Consider the following 21,837-nt stretch of genomic DNA (forward strand, 5'->3'; position numbering starts at 1 on the left):
GTCGCTCAAAATAACATAATCCTATTTATGCCTGATTTCAAATTGCGAATCGAAGGAGCTATCATATTATGTATATAATTAATTTAATTAAGTATATAATATAGCAATAATTAGTGCAATATGTTTTAGAAATTTTGCTAATAATGAATTGACCAAGTACCAAAAAATTTAACTGGAATATACTTACCGGTCTTAATACTATGATTCACCACTACATGATCGGCTTCCATCTTCAATACGAGTATTTATCTGAGAACTATCTGCTAACTTATAACATGCCTTCCTTTATTTATTTATCTCGCACTTCATAGGCACCGATTATTCTGGATTCTTACAAGCTTTCTAAGCTTTTGGCAAATCTTATTTAGACACTTTTAATCTATTTATTTTTATATTATTTATATTTTTCTGCATGTTATATTTAGATAATATCATTTTTTTGCCACATTAACAATATTTCTAAACTTTATCGATAATAATATTAATCTAAAATATGCAGATGCCAAAATATTAAAATATTTTATAACTAAATAAATTTACTATAATATTCATAATATATAAATAATATATTGACAAACATGTATTACTTTTGTATTATATAAATTAATTTAATTAACTTAATTAAATTAATAGTTAAGTTATTAGCAATCAATTTATAAATATTTAAATGACAGTATTATATATGTGCTGTCTACTAAATTTGAATAAGTAGGTGATAAAATGGAAGTAAGTCACATGAAAAATGTGAATTTGATCCCACAAAAGAATAGTTTTCTCCGGAAAGTTTATAAACAACGCTATTTATTGATAATGGTTATTCCAGGAGTTATTTTCATGTTGGTATTTAATTTATATCCTGTTTATTTCGCTCAGATTGGCTTTAAGGAATACAATGTTACAATGGGAACAAATCTTTCTCTAGCCCATTGGGTAGGACTCTCATATATCAAGGAATTCCTTAATAGTCCCGACTTTTCTAACGTTATGATTAATACTATCGGGATTTCTTTTTTTAAATTATTGGTCGGTTTTCCAATACCGATAATATTTGCACTACTACTAAATGAAATTAAACAGTCAAGATTTAAAAAATTCATACAGACAGTTACATATCTACCTCACTTTTTATCATGGATTATTGTAGCTGGTATCATGTTGATTTGGCTTGCGGATTCAGGACTGCTTACAAAAGCACTTTATCATATGCATATAGTAGACGATACAAGTAACATGTTGGCGAATGCCAATTACTTCTGGGCTATTTCCGTCATTTCAGAATTATGGAAGGAATTCGGGTGGAACTCGATTATTTATCTAGCAGCTATCGCAGGTATCGATATGGAACTGTTTGAAGCTGCAAGAATCGATGGTGCAGGTAAATTCAGACAGATATGGAATATAACACTTCCTTCTATCGCACCGACGGTTGTATTGATGCTCATTCTGTCAATAAGCGGGCTGTTTGGTTCGAACTTTGACCAGATTTTTGTTTTAAGAAATGCAGTAAATGCCCCTGCTTCAAATGTTATTGATATTTACGTTTATCAGCAGTCATTCATGTATAATCGTTTTGATTATGCAACGGCAGTTGGTCTGTTTAGATCCCTGGTTTCGGCTATTTTGCTGGTTGGTGCAAATGCATTTGCACGCCGTTCGACAGGCAACTCGATATTCTAAATTTTAAGAGAGGAGAATTAATGTGACATTCAAAAAAAGTCGTGAAACTACAGGAGAAACAATTTTTGACGTTGTCAATATATTGATTATGATATTGTTATTACTATCAGTAGCATATCCAATATGGTATATTCTAGTTTATTCGTTTGATGATGCTATAGATGCGTCAAAAGCTGCTTTTATGTTATTCCCTAGAAAGTTTACTCTATATAACTATAATATTGTATTTAAGGATAAAGCAATCTTTCATGCGTTCGCAATTACAGTTTTAAGAACAGTTGTAGGTACTGTTTCCAGTGTCTTCTTTACTGCTATGGTATCTTATGGACTAAGTAAAAAATATCTTATAGGAAGAAAAATATATATGGGCATCGGCATAGTCACATTGGTATTTTCAGCAGGAATGATTCCATCTTATTTTGTAATTAAATCTTTACATCTGTTAAACAGCTTTTGGGTTTATATTATTCCCGGACTGTTCTCTTTTTACAATGCACTGATTTTTATTTCCTTCTTCAAGGGCCTTCCCGATTCAATTGAAGAATCTGCGCAGATAGATGGAGCAAATGAGTTTACTATTTTTTTAAGAATTATCATCCCGCTTTCAATGCCAGTCATAGCCACAATCGCGCTTTTTAATGGAGTTGGCCAATATAACGATTATTTTACATATGTCCTCTATATTACCGACAACGAAAGTTTACGCACGATGCAAAATTATCTATATCAGATTATTCAAGCAAATACTGCTTTGGCAATGATGAAAAATGTACCGGCAGAGATGATGGCGCAGAACAAAACCTCTGCTGAATCCTTGAAATATGCTTCGATGGTCGTTACCTGTGTACCAATCGTCATTGTTTATCCATTTTTGCAAAAGTATTTTATAAAGGGAGTTTTAATAGGTTCAGTAAAAGGATAAAAGTACAGGCAAATTTGAAAACCGGTATTTAATCGTTCTATGTGAAGTTAACTCAGAATTTACTATAAAATAAATATGTTCTGGGATAACAATATATATTTAGGAGGAATCTGTATGAAAAAGAGGATTATTTCCTTATGTATTGCAGTAGCACTTGCTATAAGTATGTTTGCTGGCTGTGCTAACAAAAACGATAAGAAAAGCGCAGCTTCGAGTGAACAGGCAAATGCTGAAAAACCTGTCGACTGGTATTTGAATCTCTCATGGTTTTCTTCAAAATGGGGCGATGACTGGGTCACCCAAAAGATTATAAAAGATACCGGGTTTAAGGTAAACGTAATTGTACCTCCAGCAGGCGGCGAAAACCAGAAGCTGACAACCATGATTGCATCTGGCACCTTACCTGATTTGATAACATTGGGCTGGTCTGATACAAATTTGAATCAGATGATTTCAGCCAAAATGCTTACACCTCTAAATAAATTGGCAGATAAGTATGCGCCTGATTTCTACAAGAATGCTGATAAGGATGTTCTTATTTGGAATACAAAGGACGATGGAAATGTCTATGGGTATAATTGTTATACAACCAACCCGGAAGCAGTTAAGAACGATCCGAATGTCTTCTCCAATTATGATATGTGGGTAAGGAAAGATATTTATGAAGCAATAGGAAAACCGGATATGGCGACAACGGAAGGTTTTTTAAAAGCTTTAAGGGACGCCAAGGCAAAGTATCCAACAGTTGAGAATGGAACATTAATCCCTCTGGGTGTCAAACCATTCGGCGCTGATGGAGATGAAAATGGCAGCCTTTCATTGTGCAGGGAATTGATGGATTTTCTTGCTATACCTTACCAGACTTCCGATGGAAAAATTTATGACCGTTATACAGATCCTGAGTATCTTCGCTGGCTGAAGATGTTCCGCCAGGCAACACAGGAAAAGCTTATACCTCCTGATGATTTTGCAGACAATGGGGACAAGGTATGTACCAATCTGCAGAATGGAAGATATTTCTGCATGATAGATCAATGGACAGACTATACCGGCCAGATACAAACCTGGTATGCAAGCAATCCCGATAAAGCATATATAGCTATTCCGGGGCCTAAGAATATAAGTGGAGCAGAACCAACGCTTAGCGCAGGCTCCCCTAATGGCTGGCTGACAACAGTTATTTCCGCGACAGGAAAGCATCAGGAAAATGCTATTAAATTTATGACTTATATGCTTTCACCTGAAGCTACCGAACTGCAGATTGCGGGTATTGAAGGTAAAACATTTACAAAGCAAGGAGACAAATATATAATCACACAGGAATACAAAGATATGCTTGCAAAGAATGACGTTTCGTCCGGCGTAGGACAATGGGCATATTTCTGCACAAACCCACAAAGCGTAGATTATATTGATAATATCCTGCCTTCAACAAAATTAATAAGAGATTGGAACAAGCCTTATTCTTTCTACAATGGGGCCTTTGAGTTCGTACCTTTTGAGGCAAACACTCCTGAGGCCAAAAATCAGGTTTCTCTATATTCACTGTGGGATAAAACACTGCCATCACTGTTACATGCTAAATCCGATGCCGATTTTGATAAAATAATGAGCGATTACGTTGCAAAGCGTAAAACCTTAGGATATGATACAGTGAATGCAGCGCTGCAAAAGCAGCTTGATTCCAATAATGCAAAAATCGCTAAATTTGCAAAATAAAAGACTTTAAAATGGTGGATATACTGTTTAACAGTATATCCACCATTTTCTGTTATTATAATCTTAGTCTGTTGAATTCGCATGGCAAATAAAACAATCAACCCCATCTGATATACTTAATACCATAAATAAGGATTTTTAATTTTAGTGTTTATTAATCTTTTCAACCGCCATCAGGAGAAGAATCCCAAGACCGCCTACTGAAAAGAATTCTCCAAGACCTATCGTAAGCACTGTCAGCAGGTATGGGGCATTTGAAAACTTGCTCACCCATATTGATACTATAAAAGCATTTAGAACCACAGGAGGCACTACTGCAAGTATCCTATTCGGCATTTTTGATGTTAAATATGCCGCCAGAAGCGTTACAAGGCTTCCGAAAACGATATCTACAAGACCCAGCCCCCCAAATATATTAGCTATCAAACAGCCTATAAAGACTCCGGGTATAGCTGCACTATCTATAAAAGGCAAAATAACCAAGGCTTCGGAAATCCTGACCTGTATTGCTGAAAATGAAAGGCTACCGAGTGCTAATGTGAGTGCAACATATATGGCTGCAATTATTCCAGCCTTTGCTATGTACTTAGAATCATATTTTACCAAATTAACCACCTCTCAACATTTTAATTTATTACCTCAGGCATAATGCCTGAGGTAATAAATTAACTTCCAATTATATTTCCATTATTATAGGCAAAATCATAGGCTTACGCTTTGTCTTTTCATAAAGGAAACCCCTTAGAGCCTCTTTTATATTGGTCTTGATTGTTGACCAATCTGAAATTTGCTTCTCCTCGCATTTTGACAAAGTTTCTTTTACAATTTCTTTTGCCTGATCCATCAAGTCTTCGGATTCCCTGACATAAACAAAACCTCTTGATATAATGTCAGGACCGGCTATAACGCTTCCGGACTCTTTTGATATTGTAACAACCACTGTCAGTATTCCGTCCTGCGACAGATGTTTTCTGTCACGCAGCACGATATTACCAACATCTCCGACTCCTAAACCATCTACCAGTACCTGGCCTGCTGTGACGCTACCGGCAACTCTTGCATGTTTATGATTTAGCTCCAATATGGATCCGTTTTCAAGTATAAATATATTTTCTGGCTTCATACCCAATTTTTGCGCCAGCAGCGCATGCTGCTTCAAATGCCTGTATTCACCGTGAACAGGCACAAAAAATTCTGGTTTTACAAGTGTGTGAATTAATTTAAGTTCTTCCTGACATGCATGACCGGAAACATGCACCTCAGCCAGATCCTCATATATAACATCTGCACCGCGCTTAAAAAGCTGGTTTATTACTCTGTATACGAATTTTTCATTGCCGGGTATGGGTGTTGCAGAAATAATTATCATATCTCCCGGAATAATGTCTACTTTTTTGTGTTCAGAAGTCGACATCCTGACCAGTGCGGACATCGGTTCACCCTGGCTTCCGGTGGTAATTATTACTATTTTCTCCTTCGGAAATTTGTCAATATCATCGATGTCAATCAATGTACCTTCGGGTATATTCAAATACCCCAGCTGGTAAGCCACATCCACAACATTAACCATACTTCTTCCGGACACGGCAACCTTTCTGCCATAGCTATACGCCGCATTTATAATCTGCTGAACTCTATGAATATTTGATGCAAATGTAGCTACTATTATTCTGCCTTTTGCTTTCCCAAATATATTCTGAAAAGTCTCACCTACTACCCTTTCAGACATCGTATATCCTTTTCTCTCAACATTTGTGCTATCGGCCATTAAAAGCAGTACACCCTGTTTACCGAGTTCTGCAAACCTTGCAAGATCTATTACATCCCCGTCAATAGGCGTATAATCGACCTTAAAATCTCCCGTATGAACGATAACTCCTACAGGAGTGTGTATCGCAAGCGCAACGGAATCGGCGATACTGTGGCTTGTCTTTATAAACTCAACTTCAAAATCACCAATCTTAACCTTGTCTTTTGCCTTTACACATTTTAATTCGACCTCATTTAATAGTCCGTGCTCTTTCAATTTATTCTCGACAAGGCCAAGCGTAAGTTTTGTACCATATACCGGTACATTAATCTGTTTAAGCACATAGGGAAGCGCCCCTATGTGGTCTTCATGACCATGTGTAAGCACTATCGCCCTGAACCTGTCTTTGTTCTTGATTAAGTACGTTATATCGGGTATCACAATATCTATCCCGAGCATCTCTTCCTCCGGGAACATAAGCCCGCAATCTATAACTATAATATCATTTTTATATTCTACTACGGTCATATTCTTTCCAATTTCACCCAGGCCACCAAGTGGAATTATCTTTAGTTTTTCTCTTTTTGCCAAAAAAAATATCCCTCCTTATTTTTCCGGTTTTTATATGTTTTTATATATTAAATACCGTTCACACATACAGTATTAACATTCACATTAGTTTATTAACTACTCGTAATGTTACGCAACATTCGCCGTCTTCACATACAGATATAATGGCATCACATGGATAATCGGCCAACTATTTATTTTCTTCTCCCCGGCATTTGCTGCAATATCCAAAAAATTTTAATATATGATTGGTAACTTTAAAATTATATTTTTCATTGACCTTTTTTTCAAGGGCATCCAGTAAGTCACCTTCAACTTCCGTAACGCTTCCGCATTTCAGGCATATCAGGTGATGATGATGGTGATCCTCACTTGCATGGGAGAGCTCATATCTGTTTTTCCCGTCATCCAAGTTCAACTTGAAAATCATATTCATTTCTTCCAGCAATTGCAGTGTTCTGTATACTGTAGCAAGACCTATTTCAGGACAATCTTTTTTTACAAGCTCATATATGTCCTCCGTAGATAAATGCTTTCCCTCATTTTCTATTATGATTTCGAGCACTGCGCGTCTTTGAGGCGTTAACTTATATCCCTTATCCTTAAGCGTTTTCTTTAATGAGCTTATGTCCATATCTTTTGATAAACTCAATATTAACACCTTCTAAAATAAAATAAATATATAAATCATATTTTGAAAACCACTATCATGGATTTATCAAATAAAAAATATAAAAATTCTTTATATTTTATATAGTATCGATTAAAGTCTATAATTGTTACTGGTATTTGTCAATATCCATTTTCAATTGACTTCCATTTATCAAACTTATGATCCGGCAAGTCTTTCGATTTTAATACAAACTCATATCCTCTAAATACTAATTATCCCTATGGAAAAAAAGCATACCAATAAGGTATGCTCTTCATTCTTCATCATCTTCAAGCAACTCATCATATGCATCAGCTACTTTTTCAAACTCATCGTCGCTATCAATTACAGCAAAAACCTCATTTCCATCTTCATCCTTATCAACTCTCAGTATATATGGATCGTCTTCTTCCTCCGGCAGCAGCACCGCATATTCTTTCTCATTGAATTCGAACATATCTATCACTTCGCACTGTATTTCTTTTCCGTCATCATCAAGCAAAGTTATGATGTTTTCATTTTCTTCCACAACGCAACACCTCGATTCGTTAATATAATGCTATTCTATATTATATGGCAAGATAAGTCAATTAAATATTATCTACACTTGCAGTCCAAATATGACTGCAATATATATTGAGCTGCAAGTTTATCTATAACCGTCCTTCTTCTTTTCCTAGATACATCGGCTTCAATAAGCACTCTTTCAACGGCAACTGTCGATAGTCTTTCATCAAAAAATTCAACTGGTCTGCCGCAAGAAGACTCAAGCTCTTTTGAATATTGAATTACTTTTTCACCCTGGGGACCTAAAGTATTGTTTAAATTCTTCGGAAGCCCTATTATTATTTTCTCCACTCCGTACTCATTTATTATTTTTTTTATTTCCCTGATATCGGATTTCCTCCCTTCGATCCTCACTACCGTCTTTATACCCTGTGCCGTCCATCCAAAGGGATCGCTTATTGCAACACCTATTCTCTTGTCTCCTACATCAAGTCCCATTATCCTCATGTTATCACCCTTATATTATCTTTATGCAAAATTGCGGACAAACTGTTGAACAATACCCGCACAGCCTGCATAAATCAGGATTTACACAGGATTTACCATTGACTATTTTCAGCGCTCCCAAGCTGCATCTTTCCACGCATTTTCCGCAGCCTTCACACCACCAGTCTATCAACAGCCTTCTTTTAGTATTCCTTAATGTCTTCTTTATATCCGAAGGCACCTCTTTCCCTTCAAATACCATCGAATTTGCTATAACTTCATTTTCAGATTGCATGCCGACAGCAATCGAATCTATATCCTGATTGTCTATTACATACTTAAGGCTTTTTTCCACTTCCCCTATAAGATTCCCGCCGCCTATGGGTTTCATAGTATATATGCCCTTTCCATTTAATTTTGCCTTGTGGATCGCATTTTCCATGCCCTTAGCATCTCCGTCTCCTATGCCTATCCCTTTATAATTGAGCAGAGGAAATATTACATCTATTTCAGGCATAATGCTTGCGGCTTCAACAGCTTTAATATTATGAGTCGAGATGCTTATTGCCTTTATCTTGCCCTCTTTTTTTGCATCCATCAAACACCTTATGGCATCATGATGTCCCTTTAATGTGTAAACATCTTCCTGCTCATGCAGGCCGAAAATATCTATTGATTTTGCAGAAAGTGCATGCAGGGCTTCATCAAGGCTTTTTTTCATGCCATCATATGTATAATCATAAGACCTCGAAGAAATGACTATATTTTGCTTTTTAGAAATCTCCAGAGCCCTTTTAATATAGCCGTATGTTTTATATAGTTTAGCCGTATCTATAAAATTAACTCCGCAGTCGAAAGCTTTTAGGATTACTTCGGCGCCATCATCAATAGACAAATTTGACTGAGCAGGTCCTATTGTCAGAGAACCAAAGCATAACCTTGATACATAAATGCCTGTCTTTCCCAATTGTCTGTATTCCAAATTATACACCTTAATTTCAATAAATTATTGTATTTTTCTATTATTCATTATCATCATGCTAAATACCCCGTAAAACATCATAAGGGCGGCAGTTATTATGCCTGAATCATTAAAAAGTATCGCCACTGCACAGGCCATTATTAAAGATATCCAGGAATTTTTTATGTGACCTATTTTAACAAGATAATTTTTAATATAACCCTGAGCTTTCACGATAATGATAACGCTTCCAAATATCAGCGCTATAAGCACTCTGCTCCAGATTGTATATCTTACAATCTTCCCTGCCATTTTTATTTTTCTTTCGGCTATATTGTATAAATATATCAATCCATCACTTTTTATCTGCTTAAACAATACTCCGAAATGGGATTCTAATCCCGTAAAGAATATGTTTGAGGCAGCTACAAATATGAGCCCGATTAAAACCATGGAAATGCTTATCATAAATGCTTTTTTTATATTATATTTATTTTCAAGTAGAATAAACATAATATAGCCGAAAACAGCTGTTACAAAGCCTCCTACGTTTGAGCCGAGCCACGGCAATCCTGTAACAAAAGCAGAAAAAATCATCAGGGTAATCAATATTTTCTTCATATTTTTATTTAATTGGGATATGCATCCGCAGAACAAAAGAGTACAAGATACAAATACGCCCAAATATTCATTTCCCATGCCATAAAATCTCGCGCCTATTATGGGGTCATAGCCCAACAAACTATATTTTAGCATATTTTGTCCAGATATTATATCTATTATCAGTGCGAATACATTTATCCCTGCTATCGCTGCCACCTTTATAATATCGTTTTTGATGGATTTATTGATTATCAAAGACAAAATAAAACTTAGAAATGCTATAAAGGCCGCTTTCAAAAACATACTGCTTATCCTTAGAGCACCTTCAATAAGCATCGAAAAAGGCAATAAAAGGCAAAATGAAATAAGCAAGTCAACGTATGATTCGGATACTATATTCTTCAAGCAGTTAATGATATAAAACAGCAAAAATATTATTATGAGAATAGCAAAAAACTTTAATAATCTTATCCTTAATACTGAAATATCCGTAGTTATGTTGTTTATTTTTTCTATATACTGGGTATTGTTTGCCACATTTTTTGCCTTCAAGGGATAACCTATAAAACCGCTGTTATCTATATTGAAATACTCAAGTACGGCCGGAGCAATGTCGAGTGTTGAAATTATGCCTTCGCGTCTTGTAGTTTTTGACGTTAAAACACCGCTGTTTTCCCCTCCAACATATAATACCAGCGGACATAGAAGCTCGCTGCTTTTCCCGGCTTTATCAGGTGAAAACGGAGATAATATCAATAAAACCGTATTTGAAAAATTGATACTTTCTTTTATCGATTTTATCACTTTACCACATAACTCCATCTGCTTATTCCAGTTTAGTTCATATGCCGTATGAAAATAAATATTCCTCTCCGTATAAAGGTTTTCGATATTTCCTAATTCTATCACTAAAAAATCGGAAATGCTGTAATTCTTTTTAAATGAGTTTAATACTCCATCGATATTTGATGTGTCAATCAAATCGCCATAATCAGAAAGGCCATATCTGTCCATCGCTATAAGGAAAGCCGGTGAGATAAAATTTTCACCTCTAAAATAGCCTCCTATAAACGCCGTTTTCATTCCATTTGACCTTAATATGCTTCCTAACTTTCCGGGAATGGCGTTATACAGAGTCTTTGAATTTGCATTGGCGATCCTGTTGATAGAGAGATTAACGATACTTCCAGGGTTACACTTAATGCCCGTGATGTTTTGATACTTTTCTATAACAAGTTCATCCGCCTTATTCGCAACTAAATGGCCGGAATTAACTTCTCCCTTTTCACCGCTTCCTATGGTAAGATACGGTTTATACTGATTGATTTTACCGTTGGATTTTGAACTCATCAAACCTATATATCCATTTCTTGCTATATTATTTATGTCTTTATTGTTCAAGAAATCATCGAGTGATGCGGCATTTATCGTTATTATCACTGTTTTTTTCATAGGCTTTGCAGATGAATGCCAAACTATACAAACCAAAAATAAAATCAACAGTAAACCCGATTTATAAAATTTTGCCAAAAGAAAACTATTGCCTCCTATTTATCTTTCAGATAGCTTCTTAAAAGTTCTTCTAAAAGTTCGTCCCTTTCTACTTCCCTTATCTTATTCCTCGCATTATTGAAACTCGTAATATATGTGGGGTCTCCTGACAAAATATATCCTACCATCTGGTTTATCGGATTATACCCTTTCTTTTTCAGGGAGTCATAAACACTTATCAGAATATCCTTGGCTTTATTGCACCTTTCCTTTTCAACGTCAAACTTCATAGTTTCATTGAATTTGTCAGACATAAAATCACCCTCTACAATACATATTTATACACCATATATTAATACATATTTTTGGAAGTTTCAATATATAAATATAAAATACCTTCAATTCGTAATATGAACTTATGTCTGCTCCCAAATTACGAATCGAAGATAAAATACTTCGGTTCATAAAAACTTTCATAATGCTTAATTGCATCGTTAAAAACATTACAGCTTTATTTTCAACAAATTTCAAATTGAGAATCAGAATAAAAAATACTCTTGATTTATCATCAATACATATTTCACATATAAATTATGTGCTTTAAAACAATTATTTAATCATTTTTTCAGCCAGGATATATACATTATTTAAAGCCTCATCTATTTTGTCCCTGAATTTACCGCCGGCCTGCGCCATATCTGGTTTTCCACCGCCGTTTCCACCCGCGATTTTCGCAACTTCCTTGATTATCCTTCCACAGTGTATGCCTGATGATACTGCGTCTTTGCTTGCCATGGAAATAAATGTTGTCTTTTCAGCGTTGCTGCTGCATAAGACTATCAGCGATTTGCCTAATTTTTCTTTAAGCCTGTCGCCAAGCTCCCTCATTGCACCAGTATCGAGATCTACTGTGGCTGTAACTATCTTTACTCCTTTTATATCCCTTGCAGCTTTTGCTATATCGTAAGTCGCTTTTTGGGCAATCCTTGACTTTAATCTCTCAATTTCAGTTTCCTTACTCTTTATATCCAGCATGATAGATTCCGCTTTCTTGTCAAGATCCCTTATGTTTGTTTTCAATAAGTCTGCAGCATCATTCAAAATACTTTCGATATCTTCTATATACGACAGTGCCCCATAGCCTGTAACTGCCTCTATTCTCCTTACTCCGGACGCAACTCCCCCTTCCGATAGTATCTTGAACATTCCTATTGAAGATGTATTTTTTACATGAGTGCCTCCGCATAATTCCATGCTGAAGTCCCCGATTTTGACTACTTTTACTACAGATCCGTATTTCTCTCCAAACAGCGCCATTGCCCCCATGTCCTTGGCTTCGTTCAAGGATGTTTCAAATGTATTGACATCGACCGCATCCATTATTTCTTTGTTTACCAGCCTTTCGATTTCAATCAATGTTTCCTTCTTTATCGGCTCGAAATGTGTAAAATCAAACCTCAGCCTATCCGGTGCCACAAGAGAACCGGACTGTTCAACATGCGGACCTAGGACCTTTCTCAAAGAAGCCTGAAGCAAATGGGTTGCAGTATGATTCCTCGCAATATCATCCCTTCTTTTGCCATCCACAGCCGCCACCACGCGGTCACCTTTTGATATCGCTCCTTCAGTCACCCTTCCGATATGAATTATCTTGCCGTTCGGCGTCTTTTTGCAGTCCGTTACGTCAATTGTGAAACTATTACCCTTGATAGTTCCTGTATCTCCCACTTGTCCGCCCATTTCAGCGTAAAAACTTGTCTTATCCAATATAACGGATACTTCGTCGCCCTTGCAGGCTTTGTCGGCTATAGCACCATCCTTTACTATAGCAAGCACTTCCCCAACCGATGTTAAATTATCATACCCCACAAATTCAGTTTTTATATCCGATGGCAGTGACATGAATACGCCGGGTTCTACACCCATATAGTTCGTTTCTTCCCTTGCTGATCTTGCCCGCGTTTTCTGGGCTTTCATTTTCTCATTAAAGCCCTCCATATCGATCTTCAGCTCCTGCTCCTCAAGTATCTCGCCTGTCAGTTCGACGGGGAAGCCAAACGTATCGTATAGTTTAAACGCGCTTTCACCGGATAAAACATTACCGCCTTCGGATTTTAAATCAATTATGAAATTATTCAATTTTGCCATGCCCGAGTCTATGGTCTCATCGAATTTTTCTTCTTCAATTTTGATTATTTTTTTAATGTAATCTTTTTTTTGATAAAGCTCAGGATATGCCTCCTTGGAATCTTTAATCACTATATCGCACAGCTCATAAAGGAATGATCCGGTAATCCCCAAAAGTTTCCCATGCCTTGCAGCCCTTCTTATAAGCCTTCTTAACACATATCCTCTTCCTTCATTTGAAGGAAGTATCCCGTCGCTTACCATAAATGTCACACTTCTTATGTGGTCAGTAATGAGCCTTATAGACGAATCCGTCCTCTTATTTTCTCCAAACCTCACATTTGAAACTTTACATACTTCATCTAAAATATTTTTTATGGTATCCACTTCAAAAATACTGTCCACATTTTGCATTATGACAGCCATTCTCTCAAGTCCCATACCAGTATCTATATTAGGATGGGCAAGCTTGTTATAATTTCCAAACTTGTCTTTGTCAAACTGGGTAAACACAAGGTTCCAGAATTCCATGAACCTGTCACAGTCACAGCCTACAGAGCAGTTGGGCCTTCCGCATCCCTTATCTTTTCCTCTGTCAAAGTAAATTTCGGAACACGGGCCGCACGGGCCTTCACCTATTTCCCAAAAGTTATCCTCTTTTCCCATCCTTACTATTCTTTTTTCGGGAAGCCCTACTTTTTTATTCCAGATCTCAAACGCTTCATCATCGTTTTCATAAATCGTAACCCATAGCCTATCCTCCGGAAGCTTTAATACATCCGTTACAAATTCCCATGCCCATGGGATTACTTCTTCTTTAAAATAGTCGCCAAAGGAAAAATTACCGAGCATCTCAAAAAATGTAGCGTGTCTTGCTGTTTTGCCTACCCTCTCAATATCTCCTGTTCGTATGCATTTCTGGCATGTTGTAACTCTTTTTCTCGGCGGAATCTCCTGTCCTGTAAAATATGGCTTCAACGGTGCCATACCTGCATTTATCAGGAGCAAACTTTTATCATTTTTAGGTACCAGTGAAAAACTCGGAAGTATCAAGTGCCCCTTTGATTCAAAAAAACTTAAAAACTTTTGCCTTATTTCATTTAATCCCATATTTTCCATAATAAAACCTCCAGTAAATAAAAAAATCCTTCCTGCTCCCAAAATAGGGGCGGAAGGTTATCCGCGGTACCACCCTAGTTATTTTAACAGAAACTTTTCTGTTCTTTGGCCCCAAAGCATCTTTATATAATGCAGAGTATTTTTATCTTAAATGCCTGTTAAAATATCTTTAACGCATATAACGGTTACACTCCCGTCAGGGCTTCATTACCCTGCTGCTCCAGGACAGCATACAGCCGCATATCAAAAGGCTCGCACCGTACACCTTCTCTCTTTATGAATCTGCTGCCATAAATCCCCTTCATAACATTTATCAAAAAATATCAAGTAAAATCATTATATTAAATCATCATGTTTTTGTCAATTGACAGCAAATAAAAATCTTCGATTCATAATATGAACTTATGTTATTTTGAACACTCATTCGCCAGATTCAAGTTTTATAAGTTCTAAGGCTGCAAGCCTTAAGAATCCAATTAAAAGAGATTTTTTATAACATCCTTGTAAATCACCTTAAGTGCCGCGACTACAGGGATGGCGAGTATTAAACCTGTCATGCCGAAAAATTCCCCGCCTACAAGTAAAGACAGCATGACCGTTACAGGATGAAGGCCCACCGTATCGGCGGTAATCCTCGGGCATATTATATCGCTTTCAACTTGCTGTATAACCGATAGCATAATTATCGTATACACTGCCTTTAAAGGAGACTGCAGGAGTGCTAATACGACAGCGGGAATACCTCCTATGATGGGGCCAAAATACGGTATTATATTTGTGATACCGTTTATAATACCTATTATAAGAGCAAAATTTATCCTGAGCAGCATCAGGGATACCGTCGTCATGGCAGCTACTATTAACGATAAAATCAACTGTGTCCTTATATAATCTCCAAAAACTTCGTCGATATTTATGCATATGTTTACTATTCTCGTTCTGTATTTTTTAGGGATTATCCTTTTTATCCCATGTATTATCTTCATGAAATCTTTTAAAAAATAATATAAAAGTACGGGTATAAGCGCTATCGAAAAAATTTTTGAAAGCGTTGACATTATAAATGTCATAACTTTTCCCAAGTACACGGCGATTACATTTTGAAGTTTATTGATATTACCTACCAGTACGTTTTTAATGCCATCTGGAAGGCCGCTCCTGCTGTAAACTTTCTGAATATAACCTATATTTTCCCTGATTTCTTCCGTATATTGCGGAAGTATATTTATGAGTTTTCCCATATCCCTTACCAGGATTGGAAGCAAAAAAAAGCATATGGAGAACAAAATCCCGATAAAAAATATGAATATAATCCATATGCCCAAAATTCTTTTAATTCCCTTTCTTTCCATATAGCATACTGCAGGATTCAAAAGGTATGCAAGAAAAAGGCTCACCAAGAATGGATATGCTATTTTTGTTATCTTGCCCCAGTATTTGAACACAAGAAAAAATAGCAAAAATAGCATCAGAATTATTATAGCTCGGATAATGAATGCCCTTGGTATATGGTTTTTCATCATTCTATTCTCCTGTTTTCCAGATACTTTTTTAATGACATCTCATTTTTTAGCATGACATTTCCCTCACTGCAATCTATAATTATGGAATCTTCACCGAATATTATCTTATCCTCGAACAGTATGATGGACTTTCCTTTTATGATATCATCTATGATGCCTCCTGATATAACAAAGCCATGGATAGTCATATTGTTTTCATCGATTATTATATCTTCAAGAAAACCGAGTTCATCACCTTCGCGTGTAAAGACCCGCATCCCGATTACTTTATTTTTATCTTTTATCGCTTTTTCTATTTCAGGCATGCTCGACTTATCTACGATGCCGCTTTTATCCTTTATGGTTATAACGTCATTGCCTATATGGTAAATGGTTTCTGGCAGCAGTATTTTGCAGCTTTTCACCCATCTTCCGCAGTTTATACTAAAGCCCAACACCTTTTCCCTGTATGGGAAAAACAATATATCGTTTATTCTTCCGATTATCTTGCCATTTTCAAGATCCATGACCTCTATGCCTGAAAATAGCGCTGACTTTTTCATATTCGCCACCTCACCGACCATGGGTACATCCAAGAATATGCCTCCCACGCGCCATCACATATTTGACTTAATGGAATTTTTAAAATAATATTATGTATATGGTATAAAAATGAGGTATCAATATGAACGATGAATCTATTAAAAAAGCCGTATTTATCTTAATAATAGCGATTGATGCTTTTGTGCCGTTGATAATCTGGACCAAAAGCACAGACTATTTTTATTATCCCAAAATTACAGTAATTTATTTTATTGTACTTGCTATAACTTTTCTTACGCTATATATTTTTTTAAAAGGCAATATATCATTGAATCTTTCATGGGAATTGTTTTTCTTGTCCTTATATGCTGCGATGATATTGCTTTCGGCATGGTTTTCAAAATACAGGTCCCAGTCTTTTTGGGGAAGACCTTTAAGATGTGAAGGTGCGTTTGCTTATATTTCATATTTCTTGATATTATATTTTTCATATCTATATGTAAAAAATAACAACGGCTATAAAAAAGTAATCGCTTTTATTATTATATCCTCATGTATAATCTCTTTATATGCGATACTTCAATATATAGGTATCGACCCGATCAAGAGGGACAGCATCCGAAAGGAATGGGTTTACAATAGTTTCAGCACCCTTGGAAACAGGGATTTTCTCGGAAGCTATTTATCGATCGTGATTCCTGTCACAATTATTTGCTGCATATGGAATAAAAAGACTCTGCAGTCTGTTTTGCTTTTCTTTGCCGCGTTAGTCCAATTTTCTGCATTGATTTGTTCTATGGCAAGAAGCGCATGGTTAGGCATAATGCTCTCTCTGATTTTTTTATTTATTGTTTTTTTTAAAGAATCCATTAGGAAATATAAAAAGATATTAGCGTTGCTCCTGATATTTATTCTGGTGGCATTTTCAATCAATATGATACATAAGGGAAGCGTTTCCTCAAGGTTTAAAAAAATCGCATCTGATTTTGCATCCTTGATCAGCAAACCTTCCATAAACAGTACGGCAGGATCGCAGCGAATATTTATATGGCTTAGAACGATGGATTATATTTTTGAAAGACCAATACTCGGCTCCGGGCCCGATACATTTGATAAAGTTTTCTCTATGAGTCCAAAGGAGGCCAAGTATCATTTCGGTTCCCAAAATATATATGTAGACAAGGCACATAATGAGTATTTGCAGATTATTGTGACAACAGGTTTTCCATCGCTGTTTTTCTATATGGTCTTTTTATCGATTGTTTATAGAAAGGCATTGAAAAGTTTGAAATACGGAAATAAAAATATCTATACATTATGTTTTTTAGGAGGCGTAACAGCATACATAATACAGGCTTTTTTCAACATAAGCGTGGTATCCGTCGCACCCTTATACTGGTCTCTTCTTGGAATGCTTATTTCTTCATATGGGGATTCATGACATGCCAAAGGGCAGATAAATCAATCCGCCCTTTCAATTATTCCTCCGCCGACAACTATATCGCCGCTATAAAATACGACCGATTGGCCCGGAGTTATAGCCCTTTGAGGGGTATCAAATTTCACATTTACGCCGCCTTTACCATCCGGTGAAATAACTGCCGGAGCCTCTTTTGCACCATATCTTATTTTAGCCGTAACCTTCATGGCATCCTTTAAGCTGTCAAAAGGTATAAAGTTTAACTTTACAGCTCTTAAACGATCGGAAAATACATCCCTTTCTTCCCCGAGCACCACAGTATTTTTTTCAGGAATTATATCTATAACATACATAGGTTTTCCAAAAGCTAGGCCAAGCCCTTTTCTCTGACCTATGGTATAGTAGGAAATACCCTTATGCCTTCCTAATATCCTGCCTTCTTTATCTTTAAAGTAACCTGGCTTGATATTATCGGGCCGGGTCTTCTTGATGAATTTTCCGTAATCATTATCAGGTATAAAACATATCTCTTCGCTATCAGGCTTTTTAGCTACCGGGAAATTCAACCGCGCTGCCATTTCCCTTACTTTATCCTTAGTGTAATTGCCAAGAGGCATCAGAGTATGCTCAAGCTGAAATTGTGTCAGACCGTACAAAACATACGTCTGATCCTTTTTATCGTCCACAGACCTTTTCAAAAGATATCTGTTAAGGCCCCTGTCAAATTCAATTTTGGAATAATGCCCTGTTGCAACATACTCCGCACCGAGCTGCATTGCTTTTTTTAACAGTTCGTCAAATTTTATATATTTGTTGCATGCTATGCATGGATTGGGTGTCCTTCCCGACAAATATTCCTCTACGAAGTAATCTATAATCTTCTTCTTGAATATATCTTTAAAATTTAAAACATAATATCTTATTCCAAGTATATCGCATATGCGCCTGGCATCGTTTACGGACGAAAGAGAGCAGCATCCACCCTCTACTTCCCTTACTTCGCTTTCCATCTCCGGCCAGACTTGCATAGTTATACCTATGACATCATAACCTTCATTCTTTAAAATAGCGGCGGTAACGGAACTGTCCACTCCACCGCTCATTCCTACAACTACTCTCGCCTTCATATTGCCTCCTGTTATTGAGCACTATTTTCGTGTGAGTCATTATCTTTACCTTCAGGTATAGGAACTAAGCCATGTTTTTTCCTGTAATCGTTTATTGCGGCATGTATCGCTTGCTCAGCCAGCACAGAACAGTGTATCTTTACAGGCGGAAGTCCCTCTAATGCCTCCATGACCGCCTTGTTTGACGTTCCCCATGCTTCATCGACCGTTTTTCCCTTTATCAATTCTGTTGCCATGCTGCTTGATGCTACGGCGGCTCCACAGCCAAAAGTCTTGAATTTTGCATCCGTTATTCTGTTATCATCTATTTTTAAGTATATTTTCATTATATCTCCGCATACCGGATTGCCAACGGTTCCAACGCCATCGGCATTTTCTATCTCGCCAACATTTCTTGGATGTCTGAAATGATCCATTACTTTTTCACTATATATCATTTGTTTTTCCCCTTCCTGACAAAGTCTTCATACAGAGGCGACATATCCCTCAATCTCTTAACAAACTTGGGTAGTACATCCAATACATAGTCAATATCCTCTTCGTTAGTATCATCGCCTATAGTAAGCCTTAAGGAACCATGTGCTATTTCATGGGGAAGCCCGATTGCAAGAAGCACATGGGAAGGATCAAGAGACCCTGATGCGCAGGCCGAACCGCTGGATGCGCATACTCCAACTTCATCAAGCAAAAGAAGCATCGACTCGCCCTCGATGAATCTGAAACAGACATTTACATTGCCGGGCAACCTTTTTTGAGGATGGCCATTCAGTTTTGTATAAGGAATATCTGCCATTATTCCATTTATAAGCTTATCCCTTAAAGCGGTCAATTTATTTATGTGACTGTCAATATTTTCTCCTGCGAGTTCGATAGCCTTGCCAAGCCCAACTATTCCAGGAACATTTTCCGTCCCGGCTCTTCTGTTGCTTTCCTGGGCGCCACCATGTATGAGAGGATTTATCTTGACTCCCTTTCTTATGTAAAGAGCCCCGATCCCTTTGGGACCATAAAACTTGTGTGCCGAAAGAGACAAAAGATCGATGTTCATATCCTTAACATTTATAGGTACATTCCCAACAGCCTGAACAGCATCAGTATGAAAGTATATGCCCCTCTCTCTGCATATTTTACCGATTTCAAGAATCGGTTCTATCGTACCTATTTCATTATTTGCAAACATTACGGAAACGAGTATTGTTTTATCTGTTATAGCCTTTTTCAAATCTTCTATGTTTACAAGGCCGTATTCGTCTACAGGTAGGTAAGTAACTTCAAACCCCTGTTTTTCAAGGAATTGGCATGAGTGCAATATCGCAGGATGCTCTATTTTTGTGGTTATTATATGGTTGCCTCTATCTTTGTTTGCGAAAGCAATGCCCTTAAGCGTCCAGTTATCCGCTTCGGAACCTCCGGCTGTAAAATATATTTCATCAGGCGATGCCCCAAGCACTTTTGCAACTCTTCCCCTGGCTTTTTCTATCACAGATTTTGTTTCACGCCCGATTGAATAAATCGACGATGGATTGCCAAACTTTTCCGTAAAATAAGGCAGCATTTCCTGCAATACCTCAGGTTTAGTAAAAGTTGTGGCCGCATGGTCCATATAAATGATTTTATTCATAATTATCCCCGCTCCTTTTTATCGAAAGTTTGTTTTTTTTACATAAGTTCTGGTAATCATTTATCATGTCTTTTAATGTTATCGAGTTTACTACATCGTTTATAGCCGTCCTTATTTTAATCCAGATCAGCCTGGTCACACAGCAACTCATCTTCAGGCACTCAGAATTACCTTCCAAACATTCGGATATTTCTACAGGACCTTCAAGAGCATCCAAGATTTCACCGACAGTAATACTCGACGGATCCCTTGAAAGTACATATCCGCCCTGTGCCCCTCTTACGCTTTTTACAAGGTTTTTTCTGCGAAGCACGGCTATTAGCTGCTCGAGATAATACTCCGATATGTCCTGCCTCTTTGCAACCTCTCGTAGCGATATCGGAATGTCTCCATAATGCAACGCCAAATCAAACATTGCCTTGACCCCATATTGACCTTTTGTCGACAGCTTCATAAAACCACCACCAATCCCGACCTTTTGACTCGGATTTCTATAGTAGGATATCATATCTTTAAATTCGTGTCAAATTTTTTATGAACTATGTAAAAAGGGAGCTTTTAAAAAGCCCCCCTACCTTATGCTAAGATACACTCTCAAATGGTTTTTAATATCTCTGGAATTATCCCCGGCAGAACCTATATAGATGTTGTCTCCAATAACTTTATATTTAAAATCATAAAAACCATTTTCTTTTAAATAATCTTTTACAGAATTAACCCCGCCGTCACCCTGCGCGACGAGTGTCTTTTTCCCCACAAAATCTCCATTTACATAGACATTCAACTCGTCCTGAGGCATTTTCAAGCCTATATCATGATCCATATCGGGTATTACCGGTATTATCGGCAAAATACCACCAGGCCCATAAGGGTACTGTCCATTATAGTTGAACATAAAATCACCTCATGATGTATTTTGCACATTTTACCCACTCATATTCAAGACATTATTTAGCAAAATCACTGTTCACGATATGGACTGTTATTCATATTGAGAACTTTACCCTGGCATATAGTTCATATGGTATAAATTTCCTGGG

Annotated in this window: 20 protein-coding genes and 1 other annotated feature; of the genes, 4 read left to right on the forward strand and 16 right to left on the reverse strand. The window is 36.9% G+C overall.

Going from position 1 to position 21,837, the window contains the following annotated elements; genetic code table 11:
- Positions 1-834: 834 nt before the first annotated feature.
- From QME45_08155 to QME45_08165, 3 genes are all read left to right on the forward strand, one after another.
- Positions 835-1,677 (forward strand): ABC transporter permease subunit, encoded by an 843-nt coding sequence (locus tag QME45_08155; protein ID MDI6618636.1) that lies wholly within the window; start codon positions 835-837, stop codon positions 1,675-1,677.
- A 22-nt stretch (positions 1,678-1,699) separates the two neighbouring features.
- Positions 1,700-2,599, forward strand: coding sequence for a carbohydrate ABC transporter permease (locus tag QME45_08160; GenBank protein ID MDI6618637.1), 900 nt, complete (start codon positions 1,700-1,702; stop codon positions 2,597-2,599).
- Positions 2,600-2,713: 114 nt separating this feature from the next.
- Complete coding sequence (locus QME45_08165; protein ID MDI6618638.1) at positions 2,714-4,318, forward strand: extracellular solute-binding protein; 1,605 nt, start codon at positions 2,714-2,716, stop codon at positions 4,316-4,318.
- 144 nt (positions 4,319-4,462) lie between these two features.
- Here the strand turns inward: QME45_08165 and QME45_08170 are convergent, their stop codons facing one another.
- From QME45_08170 to QME45_08220, 11 genes are all read right to left on the reverse strand, one after another.
- The gene (locus QME45_08170; GenBank protein MDI6618639.1) at positions 4,463-4,924 is read right to left on the reverse strand and encodes a QueT transporter family protein; all 462 of its coding nucleotides are present in this window, start codon (positions 4,922-4,924) and stop codon (positions 4,463-4,465) included.
- Between the two features lie 70 nt (positions 4,925-4,994).
- Positions 4,995-6,659 carry a ribonuclease J gene (locus QME45_08175; GenBank protein ID MDI6618640.1) on the reverse strand — a complete coding sequence of 555 codons (1,665 nt, stop codon included), beginning with the start codon at positions 6,657-6,659 and terminating at the stop codon, positions 4,995-4,997.
- 169 nt (positions 6,660-6,828) lie between these two features.
- A complete protein-coding gene (locus QME45_08180) occupies positions 6,829-7,272 on the reverse strand; it encodes a Fur family transcriptional regulator (GenBank protein MDI6618641.1) in 444 nt (147 codons plus the stop codon).
- A 292-nt stretch (positions 7,273-7,564) separates the two neighbouring features.
- Positions 7,565-7,819, reverse strand: a complete 255-nt coding sequence (locus tag QME45_08185; GenBank protein MDI6618642.1) for a DUF1292 domain-containing protein — start codon at positions 7,817-7,819, stop codon at positions 7,565-7,567.
- Between the two features lie 68 nt (positions 7,820-7,887).
- Positions 7,888-8,304, reverse strand: a complete 417-nt coding sequence (gene ruvX / locus QME45_08190) for a Holliday junction resolvase RuvX (GenBank protein ID MDI6618643.1) — start codon at positions 8,302-8,304, stop codon at positions 7,888-7,890.
- A gap of 10 nt (positions 8,305-8,314) precedes the next feature.
- A complete protein-coding gene (locus tag QME45_08195; protein ID MDI6618644.1) occupies positions 8,315-9,265 on the reverse strand; it encodes an aldo/keto reductase in 951 nt (316 codons plus the stop codon).
- A gap of 24 nt (positions 9,266-9,289) precedes the next feature.
- The gene (locus QME45_08200) at positions 9,290-11,377 is read right to left on the reverse strand and encodes a hypothetical protein (GenBank protein ID MDI6618645.1); all 2,088 of its coding nucleotides are present in this window, start codon (positions 11,375-11,377) and stop codon (positions 9,290-9,292) included.
- Positions 11,378-11,394: 17 nt separating this feature from the next.
- Positions 11,395-11,652 (reverse strand): IreB family regulatory phosphoprotein, encoded by a 258-nt coding sequence (locus tag QME45_08205; GenBank protein MDI6618646.1) that lies wholly within the window; start codon positions 11,650-11,652, stop codon positions 11,395-11,397.
- A 295-nt stretch (positions 11,653-11,947) separates the two neighbouring features.
- Positions 11,948-14,584: an alanine--tRNA ligase gene (gene alaS, locus QME45_08210; protein ID MDI6618647.1), complete on the reverse strand. Its 2,637-nt coding sequence runs from the start codon at positions 14,582-14,584 to the stop codon at positions 11,948-11,950.
- Positions 14,585-14,626: 42 nt separating this feature from the next.
- Positions 14,627-14,898, reverse strand: a binding site (T-box leader).
- Between the two features lie 162 nt (positions 14,899-15,060).
- Positions 15,061-16,107, reverse strand: a complete 1,047-nt coding sequence (locus tag QME45_08215) for an AI-2E family transporter (GenBank protein MDI6618648.1) — start codon at positions 16,105-16,107, stop codon at positions 15,061-15,063.
- Positions 16,104-16,682 (reverse strand): PRC-barrel domain-containing protein, encoded by a 579-nt coding sequence (locus QME45_08220; protein MDI6618649.1) that lies wholly within the window; start codon positions 16,680-16,682, stop codon positions 16,104-16,106. The genes QME45_08215 and QME45_08220 overlap by 4 nt, the downstream gene beginning before the upstream one ends.
- Before the next feature lie 89 nt (positions 16,683-16,771).
- Here QME45_08220 and QME45_08225 point away from each other — a divergent pair, with 89 nt between their 5' ends.
- Positions 16,772-18,070, forward strand: coding sequence for an O-antigen ligase family protein (locus QME45_08225; protein MDI6618650.1), 1,299 nt, complete (start codon positions 16,772-16,774; stop codon positions 18,068-18,070).
- Between the two features lie 20 nt (positions 18,071-18,090).
- On the opposite strand, the gene mnmA is transcribed toward QME45_08225, so the two are convergent.
- From mnmA to QME45_08250, 5 genes are all read right to left on the reverse strand, one after another.
- Positions 18,091-19,176, reverse strand: coding sequence for a tRNA 2-thiouridine(34) synthase MnmA (mnmA, locus tag QME45_08230; protein MDI6618651.1), 1,086 nt, complete (start codon positions 19,174-19,176; stop codon positions 18,091-18,093).
- A gap of 11 nt (positions 19,177-19,187) precedes the next feature.
- Positions 19,188-19,613, reverse strand: coding sequence for a Fe-S cluster assembly scaffold protein NifU (gene nifU, locus QME45_08235; protein MDI6618652.1), 426 nt, complete (start codon positions 19,611-19,613; stop codon positions 19,188-19,190).
- Complete coding sequence (gene nifS / locus QME45_08240) at positions 19,610-20,797, reverse strand: cysteine desulfurase NifS (protein ID MDI6618653.1); 1,188 nt, start codon at positions 20,795-20,797, stop codon at positions 19,610-19,612. Before nifS ends, nifU begins: the two co-directional genes overlap by 4 nt.
- On the reverse strand, positions 20,790-21,251 hold the full coding sequence (locus QME45_08245) for an Rrf2 family transcriptional regulator (protein MDI6618654.1): 462 nt from the start codon (positions 21,249-21,251) through the stop codon (positions 20,790-20,792). Before QME45_08245 ends, nifS begins: the two co-directional genes overlap by 8 nt.
- 117 nt (positions 21,252-21,368) lie before the next feature.
- Positions 21,369-21,692: a hypothetical protein gene (locus QME45_08250; protein MDI6618655.1), complete on the reverse strand. Its 324-nt coding sequence runs from the start codon at positions 21,690-21,692 to the stop codon at positions 21,369-21,371.
- Between the last annotated feature and the right edge of the window lie 145 nt (positions 21,693-21,837).

This window comes from Clostridiales bacterium, from assembly GCA_030016385.1.
In the GTDB taxonomy this organism is placed as follows: domain Bacteria; phylum Bacillota; class Clostridia; order Clostridiales; family Oxobacteraceae; genus JASEJN01.

What these genes read in the sequence shown, in the direction of transcription:
- QME45_08180 (MDI6618641.1), bottom strand. Translation starts at nt 7,272, where the DNA reads ATGGACATAAGCTCATTAAAGAAAACGCTTAAGGATAAGGGATATAAG.
- QME45_08225 (MDI6618650.1), top strand. Translation starts at nt 16,772, where the DNA reads ATGAACGATGAATCTATTAAAAAAGCCGTATTTATCTTAATAATAGCG.
- QME45_08245 (MDI6618654.1), bottom strand. Translation starts at nt 21,251, where the DNA reads ATGAAGCTGTCGACAAAAGGTCAATATGGGGTCAAGGCAATGTTTGAT.
- QME45_08250 (MDI6618655.1), bottom strand. Translation starts at nt 21,692, where the DNA reads ATGTTCAACTATAATGGACAGTACCCTTATGGGCCTGGTGGTATTTTG.
- alaS (MDI6618647.1), bottom strand. Translation starts at nt 14,584, where the DNA reads ATGGAAAATATGGGATTAAATGAAATAAGGCAAAAGTTTTTAAGTTTT.
- nifU (MDI6618652.1), bottom strand. Translation starts at nt 19,613, where the DNA reads ATGATATATAGTGAAAAAGTAATGGATCATTTCAGACATCCAAGAAAT.
- mnmA (MDI6618651.1), bottom strand. Translation starts at nt 19,176, where the DNA reads ATGAAGGCGAGAGTAGTTGTAGGAATGAGCGGTGGAGTGGACAGTTCC.
- ruvX (MDI6618643.1), bottom strand. Translation starts at nt 8,304, where the DNA reads ATGAGGATAATGGGACTTGATGTAGGAGACAAGAGAATAGGTGTTGCA.
- QME45_08155 (MDI6618636.1), top strand. Translation starts at nt 835, where the DNA reads ATGTTGGTATTTAATTTATATCCTGTTTATTTCGCTCAGATTGGCTTT.
- nifS (MDI6618653.1), bottom strand. Translation starts at nt 20,797, where the DNA reads ATGAATAAAATCATTTATATGGACCATGCGGCCACAACTTTTACTAAA.
- QME45_08205 (MDI6618646.1), bottom strand. Translation starts at nt 11,652, where the DNA reads ATGTCTGACAAATTCAATGAAACTATGAAGTTTGACGTTGAAAAGGAA.
- QME45_08215 (MDI6618648.1), bottom strand. Translation starts at nt 16,107, where the DNA reads ATGATGAAAAACCATATACCAAGGGCATTCATTATCCGAGCTATAATA.
- QME45_08165 (MDI6618638.1), top strand. Translation starts at nt 2,714, where the DNA reads ATGAAAAAGAGGATTATTTCCTTATGTATTGCAGTAGCACTTGCTATA.